Here is a 12,461-nt window from a genome sequence, read left to right on the forward strand (position 1 = left end):
ATTACTTAAATTTAAAAATCTTCGGCACATCATTATTCAACAACGTCAAGAAATTTACTTTACCCTGAATCTTGATAGGACTGATTTGTTTTACTTCCCCATTCATCACGAAACCGCTTTGTTGGTTTGTTAATGCCTTGAATTGTCCTTTGCCTTTGTTCAATAATACATTACCACGACTAGCATCAATCATCCCTAATTGCGGAATAAAACCTGTGTAATTACCTCCTAGCATAATATCTTGCAAACCATCATGGTTGATATCATAGCACTCAATGGCATTTATGCAAGATAACTGTACTACCTCTGGCAATTCTACCAACGTAAATTTCCCCTTACCATCATTAATCGCCACTACCGATTTACAATACTTTACTGTTTTCACCAAGGCATTTTCCAATACATCGCTTGGGAATAAATCTGTAATAGCCTTTTTGGCATATTCTGAGTGTCTCAAAATTTGTTTTTTCAAGGCTGGGAATTGCTCTGCCATTTCTCTTTTTAGAAACACGGGCTTATCTTTTCCTTCAATAGTCTTCGTCATGATTTTATCGACTGTACCATTGTTATCAAAATCTTTTACCCAAATTTTCAGCGGAGCATCTAGCGAAGCTTTTAGGGTGAAATTCTCGCCCATATTCCCCAATATCAAATCATTATCACCATCATTATCAATATCTGTCACTTTTAAAGCTCCCCAGAAACCTGTGTATTCTTCTAGTCCTGTTGCTAATTTCTCTAGCTTTTTTCCTTTCAAGGTAAAAATCAGTGGAGACATCCAGTCGCCTACTACGATTAGTTCTTTCTTTTTATCTCCATTGACATCTTCCCAATAAGCATCTCGAATCATTCCTAATTCCGTCAATTCAGGATTGACTGCCTGAGCAATGTTTTTAAACTCTCCTTTTCCATTATTTTCATAGAAGAAACTCGGAGGGTTTTTACCATATTCCATTGGGTAACTTCTACTTCCTACAAACAAATCAACATCACCATCGCCATCAAAATCATAAGGAGCAATTATAGCAGTATTGGTAGTATTATGAGGAATCGCTCTGGAATTGAAAGTAAAATTCCCTTTGCCGTCGTTTACATAAAGTTTGTCAATCAATTCTCTTTCGCCAAAATGTACTTCGTTTCCTCCACTTCCAACATATAAATCTAAATCGCCGTCTTTATCAGCATCAAAGAACAATACAGCTGTTTCTTCAAAATAGGCAAAATTGTTAAACACTTTTTGAGGAGATTTCTTGAAACCAGCAGATGTTTGAAGATATAACTGACCTGCTTGGTCTTTAGCTCCACAGATATATACATCTTCTAAGCCATCGCCATTTACGTCTCCAATAGCTGCTTTGGGGCCTTCTTTAGATAATAAGGCTGGTAAGTTTTTTTCTTGATAAAAATCTACGTATTCATCTTCCTGATGTTTATCAAAGCTTGAATTGACCGCCTCAAAATATCCCGCAGGAGTAACCGCTTTAGCTTTCGTTTTTTCAAGTTTAGCATTTTTGATAGAACAGGTAAGCAGTTGATCAACCTTAGGGTTTTTCACAGTACTTACTCGTAAATCTGGCCAAGTGATTTTGATAGAATCTATTTTAGTAATGTTCCCCAACCCAAAGGTTAAGTTATATTCCGTACTTGATTGAAATCCTCTTGAAGGAATCACTGAGCGAGTTTGCACCATCCCTTTGGTATATACATCTGCTTTAGTACCTATCGCAAAAGTATTTTTCCCTTCTCCTTTAAAATTAAGTTTTAGGTAATGGCTTTTTTCAACTTTTTTGTCAGCATTATTTCTATAGACAAAACAAGGCATATTTACATTGTTCACTACTAGATCTAAGTCGCCGTCATTATCCAAATCTGCATAGGTAGCTCCATTTGAAAATGAAGGTTCAGCCAAACCAAACTCTTCGCCTTTTTCTTCAAACTTCAAGGTTTTGGTATTATGAAAGAAATTATTGGGAATAGGCACTGAAGGAATTTTTTCTATGATGGTATTAATATTTTTCTTCACGCCACTAGCTTCCATTCCTTGAATCAATTCGTTGGCAAAGAAATCGATAAAATCTTGGTCTATTACATCATTATAAATTCCGTTGCATACATAAATATCGTTGTAACCATCATTATCAGCATCAAACATCAAAGCACCCCAACTCCAATCGCTCCCTGCTACGCCCGCATAATTAGCGATTTCGCTAAAAGTACCGTCTTGATTATTCAATTGAAGACTATTCTGCTGAAACTGATTATAAAATCCTCTGTCTTTTTTCAGTTTAAACACATAATGATTATCAAAAGAAGAAGTCGTTTTCAAACGGTATTCTTCTCTTGGAAGCATATCTGTGGTAACAATTTCCGAGAAACCATCATTGTTTACATCAGCCATATCTGCACCCATCGATGCCAAGCTAATGTGTTTCATCCGTTGCTCTATTTCTTCTTTAAAAGTACCGTCATGTTGATTGATATAAAGGTAGTCTTTCTCATAAAAATCATTTGATACATAAATATCAGGGTAATTATCATTGTTAGCATCGCCAATGGTTACTCCCAGACCAAAGCCAATTAAACTACTATAAATACCTGCATCTTTTGAAACATCATGAAAATGTCCATCATCATTACGCATCAGCTTGTCTCCTCCGCCTTTCAAGAAATCTTTTACTGGCCAATCTTCCGCACGCATATCGCGGTTGTTGGCATAATTGAGGGTATTTACAGGAATAAAACTGTTGTTAAGAATATAACAGTCAAGGTCGCCATCCATATCATAATCAAAAAAGGCCGCATGGGTAGTATATCCGCCTTCATCTAAGCCATATTTAGCCGCCGATTCTGTAAAGGTCAGGTTTCCATTGTTGATAAAAAGTGCATTTTTTTGCTGTTTCACAAACTTTTTTACCCCAGCATTACATACATAAATATCTAACAGACCATCATGGTTAATATCCACCATTACCACACCCGTATTCCATTTGTCGGCTTCTTCAATTCCTGCTTTGGCAGAAATATCTTCAAATTTAAACCCTCCCTTGTTGAGGTATAATTTATTACTCCCCATGTTCGAAGTAAAAAATACATCTTGCAGTCCATCATTATTGATGTCGCCCACGGCTACCCCTCCACCGTTATAGAAATTTCGATAATTGAAAATGTTGAATTCTTCGGTATTTTCAATCTTGTTATTAAAGCCAATTCCTGTGTCTTTCTCATCCATCAGCTCGAACAAAGTATTTTTGTCTTTGCTTGAACAAGCAAGGCATATGTATAAAAAAGTTATAAAAAATAATCTTTGAAAAATTTTCATTGATAATAATGTTTTTGGATATGTTAGATGGTTAAACGTCAAACTTATTTGAATATACTGATTGCACAGCCTCCGCCTTTTGCTAAATTAATGCTTAATATACTATTGCTATCTACCATTACTTTTTCGATGATATAAGCCTCTGGATTGGTGTTCCAGTCGGCATTGGGTGCATCACGATAAATAATGGCTTGATACTTCGTTCCTTTGTCAAGGAAATTGAAGTTGATAGTTGCTTTATGGGTATTTTCATCACTTACAGCTCCTACAAACCAATTGTCTTTCCCTTTTTGTTTACGCGCAATCGTGATATAATCCCCTGGTTCTGCCTCCAGAATTTTAGTATCGTCCCAATCCACAGGTACATCTTTAATAAATTGTAATAAATCAGGATGAACATTGAAATTCTCAGGTAAATCGCCCGCCATTTGCAAAGGACTATACATGGTTACATACAACGCCAATTGTTTGGCGATAGTCGTTCTTACCCTAGTTTTGCGTTCGGGTACAAACTGATTCAAGTGCATTCTGAAAAACCCTGGTGTATAATCCATCGGGCCACCCATCAGTCTGGTAAATGGCAAAATGGTTTCGTGTTCGGGTACTAAGCCTAAGGTTGGGGCATTGTTAAACTCGTTTCCACGGGCAGCTTCATTCGCTAACCAGTTTGGATATGTTCTATGCAAACCCGTAGGACGCACAGACTCGTGTGCCTCTAACATGATTTTATAATCTATCGCTTTGTCCGCTACTCTGTTATAATGATTCACCATCCACTGACTGTCATGGTGTTCACCTCTCGGAATAATTTTACCTACATAGCCTGTTTTTACGGTATTGATGCCCTTTTCGTTCATCAACTGAAAGGCTTTGTCAATTCTTCGTTCATAGTTAGTAGCCGAACCTGATGTTTCATGATGCATAATTAGTTTTACACCCTTTTGTTTAGCATAGGCTAGCAATTCGTCTAGGTTATAATCAGCGTATGGCGTTACAAAATCAAATACTTCTTCTTTCCAATTCCCAAACCAGTCTTCCCAACCTTCATTCCAGCCTTCTACCAAAACGCCATCAAAGCCGTTTTCTGATGCAAAGTCAATATATTTCTTCACATTAGCTGTATTAGCACCATGTTTTCCACTGGATTTTTCCCAAGTCGCTTTTCCTACGTGCATTTCCCACCACATACCAATAAATTTCTGTGGCTTTATCCAAGATGTATTTTCGATTTTAGAAGGCTCGTTCAGATTCAAAATCGTTTTGGATGCCAAAATATCTGTAGCCTTATCGCTGATAATGATGGTTCGCCAAGGGGTTTTGGCAGGCGTTTGCAAATACGCTTTGTTACCTACTGCATCAGGAGTAAGATGCGTAGTGAGTTTAAAATTCTTTCTATCAGCCAGTAGATGCATTACTGGATAATTCACCAAAGCGGCCTCGTGTATGTTTACATAAATTCCTTCTGGCGTTTTCATCATCAAAGGCGTTTGGATAGCATTATCCGCTATTAATGACTGTAGGGCTATATCTTTTTCCTTATGTGCTGCCGCAAGTGCGTGTATATCACTAAACTTGGTGGTATTATACAAATATTCATTGGTATCATAGTCTCCCGGAATCCAGAAGGTTTTGTTGTTTCCTGCCAAATTAAACTGTGTTAATTCTTCATCAACCACAAAATGTTTAAAGTTAGCTTGTTCAGGAAATTCATAGCTAAACCCTACGCCATCATTAAACAGTCTGAACACAATTTGCACAAGTACGTTACCTGCATTGACCGATTTCAGATTCAATTTTACTTCTTTGTAATGATTAGTAATGGTTTTGACTTCGCCCCAAACGGGTGTCCACGTATCATAATGGGTGGAGGTATCTACAGAAACAATCTTGAAATGATTGAGTAATAAAGCAGGTTTGCTTAGCCTAAAACCTAGTGAAGAAGGTTTTATAATAGCATTATTTTTAAGGAGAACACTGTATGTAACTTCTCCGTTTTGCTGAAGCGTAACATTTAGTCTAAGGCGACTATCGGGCGAATTTACTTCGATTGTTTTTTGTGCTAAGCCTATAAACGAGACGCAAAGCACCATCAGAAATGTGCCTAAATACTTCATTGAATATAATTTTATTATTGATAAAAATGGTTAACTTTTTTTGCTTTATGCGATAGGCTGTAAGCTGTAAGCAATTGTAATTTAATTATTTATGTCGTTATAGCCGTAACGCGCAAAAAGCCTAAAGCTTATAGCCTACTGCTTATAGCTTTAAAGCTTAAATACTCTCAACTTATCGTTGTTTACGCCAACAAACAGAAATTTATCTACAGCTTTGGTTTCTCTAACATCGCCTCGTAAGTACAAACCTGATTTTGTAACGGGCAGGGTTGTAAAGCTAAAATTGCCTTTGTTCAACAAAACTACGCCATAATTGGCATCTACCTTACCAATTCTCAATCTAAATTTACTGTTGTTTCCTGCCAACAATAAATCTTTCTTTCCATCATGGTCAATATCTTCTATCGAAATAGCGTATACGGGTGCATATTGTGCTTGAAGCGGTAATTCATGAGCAACAAACGTACCTTTATTGTTTTCAAGGACGATGGTTTTTAAATTAACGATTTCCTTCTTATTTGCTTTTGCTAACTGATTAGCATCAAAGAAATCCTCCATTTTAGCTTCCGAGAAAACCTGATAATTAGGAAACTTCTTCTTCAAGGCTGGAATCTGCTCCGCCATTTCATCTCTTGAACAGGCTGGATACGGTTGCCCTTGAATATAATAATTCAAGAAGAAATCCATTGTTCCATTCTGGTCAAAATCATCATATATTAAAAAGGCTGGTTCCGCTTGAGATGCCCTTATTTGGGTATTTGTTCCAAGATTTCCCAACACCAAATCTTCATCACCATCGTTGTCTAAATCTGCCTTTTCGATTCTGTAGTTCCAACCAGAAGGTATGCCCAAACTTACCTGAGTAAAACGAAAGTTCTTGTTATTCTTTAATAATACTGGCGACATCCACTCTCCTACTACAATTATTTCATCAAAACCATCTTTGTCTGTATCTATGATAGTAGCATCTGTCACCAATCCTAAAATGCCTAAAGACACTTTGGTAAAATGCGCCTTCCCATCATTTTTCAATAAGAAACTTTCTTCCTCCGTTGGAAATCTATTGGGTTTGATATGCCCACCTACAAATAAATCGATGTCACCATCTTTATCAAAATCAGCGGCTTTTACACATGAGCTATTGGCTTGGTCTTCAAAAGAGATACTCTTCTGAAAATTACCTTTCCCATCATTTATCCACAGCTCGTCGTTTTGTTCTTCATACTGAGCATTCCCGTAATTGCCATTCGTAATGTACAAATCTGGAAATTTATCTCCGTTAAAATCTGCGATTACGGCATCCTGATTAAACTTTGGGGCAAGATTCGGCAATTCTTTTTTAGTAAAACTGCCGTTAGTATTTTGTAAGAAAAATGCTCCAGCCTGTAGTTTTGTACCACAGATAAATATATCCTTTTTCCCATCTGCATTCACATCTCCTACTGCCATTCTTGGCCCAGTGTATGAATAATGAGTGGGCAACATTACCTGTCTATCAAAATTATTAATCGGATTTATCTCTGGGAAAAATACTGGCGATTCAGTCGCAGTGAATAAAACATCTTCTGTTTTTGATACTGGTTTAGATGCCGTTACAGCATTTTTCTCCTCCACTACCAACGTTTGATTTACTACAGGATTTGTAATTTTCTGTGATTTGCCATTACTCCACACAATGATTACTTCTAAAGGCTTTGTTGTTTCGGCTATGCCAAAAAGCAAATCCGTTATCACACTTGACTGAAACCCATGGGTCGCTGTGACTTCTTGAACCTGTACATTTTCACCTGAACGGATACTTACTTTAGCGCCAATGCCAAAAGGATTTAGCACATTCCCTTTTAAGTGAATTTTCAAGAATTTAGCATTAGTATTTTCTTCAATCCTTCTGTTGTTGTAGATATGGGCTATTTCATTTAGGTTATTCGTAATGATTTCTAAATCACCATCGTTATCTAAATCTGCATAAATTGCCCCGCTTGCTACTGTGGGCGTATCGAAGCCCCAGTTTTTTTGCTCGTTAGAAAAAGTGAGGTCATGATTATTCCTAAAAATATAGTTCTTCGTTTGGCTCGTGGGCATTTGTTTTAAATGCTCTAGCATAGGCTTTTTAACACCATTTTCTTCTTGTTCGCTAAAGTATTTAATAAAATCGGCATTGGTATAGTCTTTCCCCAGCCCATTGCTCACGAAAATATCTTTGTAGCCGTCTAAATCAAAATCTGCCAAGAGCGTTCCCCAACTCCAATCTGTATTCGATACGCCTGATAATTGTCCAATTTCAGCGAATGCTCCATTTCCCAAATTCATTTGCAACATATTGCGCATATTCTCATGCCAAAAGCCATTTCTCAACTGTGCATCGTAGGTATTCCAACTATCCGACCATAATAATAATTTTTGGCGGGCATTGTCTTCTGGCAACATATCCAGTGTAAAAATATCTGGCAATTCATCATTGTTCACATCAGCAATATCAACGCCCATCGCAGAATAGGCAGTATGCTCAATTCTATCTCTCAATTCATCTTTGAATGTTCCATCTTTCTGATTGATGTATAGGTAATCATCTTCTACATAATCGTTGGTCACATAAATATCTGGATAACCATCTTGATTCACATCCGCCACAGAAACGCCTAAACCAAATCCCAAAGGGTTGCCCTTGATACCTGTTTGGATAGAAACATCTGTAAAACGGGGTGCTTCCCCTAGTTTAGTATCATTTCTGAATAATTTATCTCCTGCGTTTTCATCTCGTGCATTCCGCATTACAGCGGCCTCTTTGCGTTGATACCCTCCTAAATTATGATTGATAAGAAAGCAATCTAAATCACCATCCAAATCATAGTCCAAAAAAGTAGCCTGCGTTGAATAGCCAGAATCGGCTAACCCATATTCCTCCGCTTTTTCCGTAAAAGTAAGGTTATGGTTATTAATAAAAAGTTGGTTTTTACGTAAATCAGTATCTCTAAGTCCAGAGTAACACACGTAAATATCTAGCCAACCATCGGCATTAATATCAACAATACTTACGCCTGTTTTCCAACCTCCCTTTCTTCCCGTTACGCCCGCTTTGGTCGTAATGTCTTGAAAACTCAGCTTATTATCTTTAGTTGTGTTGAGGTATAATTTATTGTCAACTTGATTGCCCGTAAAATACAAATCCGTTAATCCATCATTATTAAAATCTCCAGCAGCTACCCCACCACCATTATAAAAATATTCGTAATTCAAGATATTTTCCTTCTCAGATTCTTGAACATTATTAGCGAATTGTATGCCAATTTCTTCAGCATTTACTTGTTCAAAAAGTGTTTTATCTTTTTTACAAGCACTAAAAAATAGTAGACATAAACACCCTATCGTAAAGGAATATATATTCTTTTTTTTGTTCATATAAAATGTCAAGTATTTGTTTATCAGCACTGTTGTTTTCAACAGAACTGATTGCTAATGACTCAAAGCAATAGCTACTTAGTTATTCTTTAAAAGCCTCTGGCTCAGTCTTGGTTCTGTATTTTCCTTCTACACAGTAAGCCTTGGGACCACTGATAGCACCTGGTGGAGGAGGCAATACTCTTCCCTGATAAACAACCAATACAGGCGAGTAATTTAAAGTGCCTATTTGTCTATCCACATAAATAATCTTTTCTTGTGAACCAAACACCTGAAAAGCACCAAGAATTTTCTCGTTAGGGTCGCTCAAGGAAACCATATTCGGACTAAATTGTGTTTCGGCTGGTACGTCAAAAAGTGTTCCAGAACCTTGGGTAACATCTTTGATACTCCTAAAATACCGAAACATCTTTTCAGAAATAGCTCGTTGTTCTATTTTCAGATAATAGATACTTTTATTGTTGTATGGCACACGTGCAATCGGATAATTGGTTACCTGCTGTCCATTCATTAGTTTATCCGACAATATATTATACGTTTCATTGAACGAAATATCAAAACAGGTTTCATTACATCCATAATTTATCAACTCTGGAAAAGTTTGCCCTTGTGGAAAATTCTGTTCTATACTACATTTCTTAAGAGAATAGTCATAACCACGTTCGCAACTGGCACAAAAGACGGTACGTTCATAATGCGTCCATTTCCACTGATAATAATTATCAGCTTCGGGCGAATCCTTGAAATCAAGCGTTACATCGAATCCTACACTGCGGGAATCCGTTAATGGGTAATTATCTTTTACGCTAAATTGATACTTAACGGTATCAATGGCTGGTGCAGCTTTTAATATTTCAGGACTAGATTCATATTTTTTCCCATTGGACAAATTAATGTGTAAGGTATAAGCATTGCCCACAACTCCCTGATAAGTAGCCGAAGTGACATAAATACCATTATCGGTTTCGCTAAGTGTCTCTCGTCCTCCTTTATCGTCAGTAATAAATACTTGTGCATTTTTTACAGGCACATTATCCACATTAATCTTAATGCTAGGCGACGAAAAAGAAAGTACTACTTTATGTGGTCCTTTTTGGTTCGACAGCGTAGCCTCTACCGTCAGAAAAGCGGCACTATCTATCTGTTCAAAGTCTCGTATTTCAGTAATACAAGACCAAAAACCCACTGAAAATAGTAAAAAATATATGATAAAACGCTTCATAGCCATCATTTGAATTTGAAATTATAAGCTAAAGAAACCAAAGGACTTGCAAAAACACTTAGCTGATATACCTTTGTTCCATCTTTACCGTTGGTAAAAAATACGGAATAAGGGTTCGAACGTCCGTAAATATTATATATTGTAAAAATCCAACTTCCCTCCCACCGTTTCTCTTTCATACTTGGGTTGGTAATCGTCCAAGAAAAATCTAGGCGATGATAATCAGGAATTCTATCATTATTTCTACTCAAATACAAAGGCAACTGTTGACCGTCGAGTGTATAAGTACCTGCTGGCGACGAAAACGGTCGACCAGTATTATAGGCAAAAATAAACGAGAAACTATTGTGTTTATCAGGCGTGGCATTAAACACAATATTAACAGTATGGGGCTTATCATAATTAGCAGGATACCAATTACCTCCATTAATTCGCTGTTCTGGATATTGCCCTGTAGTTTGTATAAACGACCTCGCATAAGTATAACTAATCCACCCTGTTACCTCTCCTTTCTTTTTAGTAATCATCAATTCCGCACCATACGAACGCCCTTTACCTTTCAGTAGTTGTGTTTCCAAGGTTTGGTTCAACTGTAAATTCGCCCCCGACACATAATCTACTACATTGTTAATGTTACGGAAATAAGTTTCTAAAGATGCTTCCCAAACATTATCATTCCATGTTTTGAAGTATCCAATAGAAGCAAAATCGCTTATTTGTGGTAATACGTTTTCATCTGAAATTTTCCAGCGAGAAGTTGGTAAAGGAGTGGTATTATTAGAAATTAAATGTAAAAACTGTTGCATTCTATTATATCCAAACTTGAGGCTAGTAGTAGGGTTAAACACATACAGCATCGTTAATCTTGGTTCAAAGCCTCCGTAGCTTTTGGCAACACCACTTTTTAGTTCTGTCGAAATCAGCGACACGGTAGATTTTGGTTCGCCTTCCAAATACTTCCTTACTTCAATAGGCCCTATATTCAAAAATTGGGTATAACGCAGGCCATACTGAATGGTTAATTTATCATTCAATTTATATTCATCATCGGCAAAAATGGCCAATTCTAATGCTTGTTCTTTTTCTAATTCAACTTTTGAGATTTTCGATACAATGTCTCTGTTCAAGCTCCCCGGGCTTAAATCATATCTAACAGCACTAAAGCCAAAATTAGCTTTGTGTTTTTCAGTAAAGGCGTAATCGAGGTTAGCTTTGAAGTTTTGGTACTGGATACTATTCTTTAAATCTATTCGGTTAAGTGAATCGGGTGACTCTGTAGTTGTTTTATAGTGACTAAAAGCAGCTATCAGTTCAAAACTTGCTTTAGGACTGATGTAATGATTCCACTTCAAAGATGCATTCTGATGCCCATACCTAAATTGTGATTCTTTGGCAATTACGTTTTCTAAACTAAATAATGAATCTACTCGATAATAATCATGACTTAGGTAAGTCATCAACGAGATGGTATTGTTTTTATTAGGCTTATAAAACACCTTAGTAGCTATGTCATAAAAATTGGCTCTGGTATTTTTGATGTTATCAGGGGCAAATACTTTGAACCAAAAGTCATTATAAGACACCCGTCCTACAGCTAAGATAGACAATTTGTTTTTTACGATGGGTACATCTAACAATAATCTATTAGATATTGGTCCTATTCCGCCTTCGATTTTAAATTTATCTAGGCTTGGGTCAAGCATTTTAATATCCAACACTGAGGCTGTTCTCCCCCCAAAACGAGCAGGTACTCCGCCCTTGTATAGTTCTAATTCTCGGATACCATCTGAAGCAAAAATTGAAAACAATCCAAAAAGATGGGTTGGGTTGAAAATGGGAGTATCATCAATGAAAATCAAATTTTGGTCAACAGCTCCACCACGCACGTTCAAACCATTTGCGCCTTCCCCTACCGACGACACCCCTGGCAAGGTTTGAAGGCTACGCAGAATATCTACTTCGCCCATCATAGCAGGAATTTTCTTGATACCTTTCATGCTGAGTAAAGAAACCCCCAACGAAGGCGTAAGGATATTTTTTCGGGTGGCAATACTAGAGACAATAACTTCTTCTAATTCCTTAGTAACATCTTGAAGTTGTATATCAACTACTGTATTTTTATTGAACTTAACATATAACCTAAAAGGTTTATAGCCCAGATATGATACCTTCAATACATATTCGTCTTCAGGAATACGAAGAAAATAATTACCCAGTGAGTCCGTTAAAATACCTGATTTCTTAAAATCTATCGAAATAATAGCGCCTACCAAAGGCTTACCTGTTAGTGCATCTGTTACATTTCCTTTTAATGAATATACTTTTCTTTGTTGTGCTAGTAGCGTACTTGAGAAAAGTATAAATATCAACAAAACAATAAACTTATTAGGCTTTGCTAAAATCATGT

At 36.8% G+C, this 12,461-nt stretch carries 5 protein-coding genes; all 5 read right to left on the minus strand.

The window, feature by feature from the left end; all coding sequences use genetic code 11:
* Window position 1 precedes the first annotated feature (1 nt).
* Window positions 2-3,319: an FG-GAP-like repeat-containing protein gene (locus tag VB264_RS18430; protein WP_323251692.1), complete on the minus strand. Its 3,318-nt coding sequence runs from the start codon at window positions 3,317-3,319 to the stop codon at window positions 2-4.
* Window positions 3,320-3,363: 44 nt separating this feature from the next.
* A complete protein-coding gene (locus tag VB264_RS18435) occupies window positions 3,364-5,433 on the minus strand; it encodes a glycoside hydrolase family 97 protein (protein WP_323251694.1) in 2,070 nt (689 codons plus the stop codon).
* A 150-nt stretch (window positions 5,434-5,583) separates the two neighbouring features.
* Complete coding sequence (locus VB264_RS18440; protein WP_323251696.1) at window positions 5,584-8,832, minus strand: VCBS repeat-containing protein; 3,249 nt, start codon at window positions 8,830-8,832, stop codon at window positions 5,584-5,586.
* Window positions 8,833-8,914: 82 nt separating this feature from the next.
* A complete protein-coding gene (locus VB264_RS18445) occupies window positions 8,915-10,063 on the minus strand; it encodes a DUF4249 domain-containing protein (protein WP_323251698.1) in 1,149 nt (382 codons plus the stop codon).
* Window positions 10,060-12,459, minus strand: a complete 2,400-nt coding sequence (locus VB264_RS18450; RefSeq protein ID WP_323251699.1) for a TonB-dependent receptor — start codon at window positions 12,457-12,459, stop codon at window positions 10,060-10,062. Before VB264_RS18450 ends, VB264_RS18445 begins: the two co-directional genes overlap by 4 nt.
* Window positions 12,460-12,461: the final 2 nt, after the last annotated feature.

Origin of the sequence: Arcicella aquatica, assembly GCF_034928825.1 — a bacterium.
In the GTDB taxonomy this organism is placed as follows: domain Bacteria; phylum Bacteroidota; class Bacteroidia; order Cytophagales; family Spirosomataceae; genus Arcicella; species Arcicella aquatica.